The organism is Bacillus sp. SIMBA_026 (assembly GCF_046535335.1).
GTDB classification, from domain to species: domain Bacteria; phylum Bacillota; class Bacilli; order Bacillales; family Bacillaceae; genus Bacillus; species Bacillus velezensis.
This window is the reverse complement of the sequence record NZ_JAWRWX010000189.1, coordinates 1-269: the sequence shown is the minus strand read 5'-3', so window position 1 is coordinate 269 and position 269 is coordinate 1. Positions and strand designations below refer to the sequence as shown.

Genomic DNA, 269 nt, shown 5'->3' with positions numbered 1-269 from the left:
GGAGTTTGCACCACATTGAGGATGAGATCAGCCCCCATCCAGGCCAGGTGCCTGCTGCTTTCGGGGAACCACGCGTCGTAGCAGATGGACAGACCCACCCGGCCTATCCCCGCCATGTCGAAGACCACGAATTCGGACCCCGCTGCAACGCGCTCGTAGGGGCGCCATGGGAAGATCTTGCGGTACGACGCCACACGCTTTCCTTGCGGGGAGTAGGCCACAGAGGTGTTATAGATCTTGCCGTCAGCGCCACGCTCGTAGAAACTGCC

Annotated in this window: 1 protein-coding gene; it reads right to left on the bottom strand. The window is 61.3% G+C overall.

The window, feature by feature from the left end; translation table 11 throughout:
• Nucleotides 1-221, bottom strand: a 221-nt coding sequence (locus SB847_RS21140; RefSeq protein WP_410578587.1) for a carbon-nitrogen hydrolase family protein, incomplete at its 3' end; no start/stop codon positions are given.
• Nucleotides 222-269 lie beyond the last annotated feature (48 nt).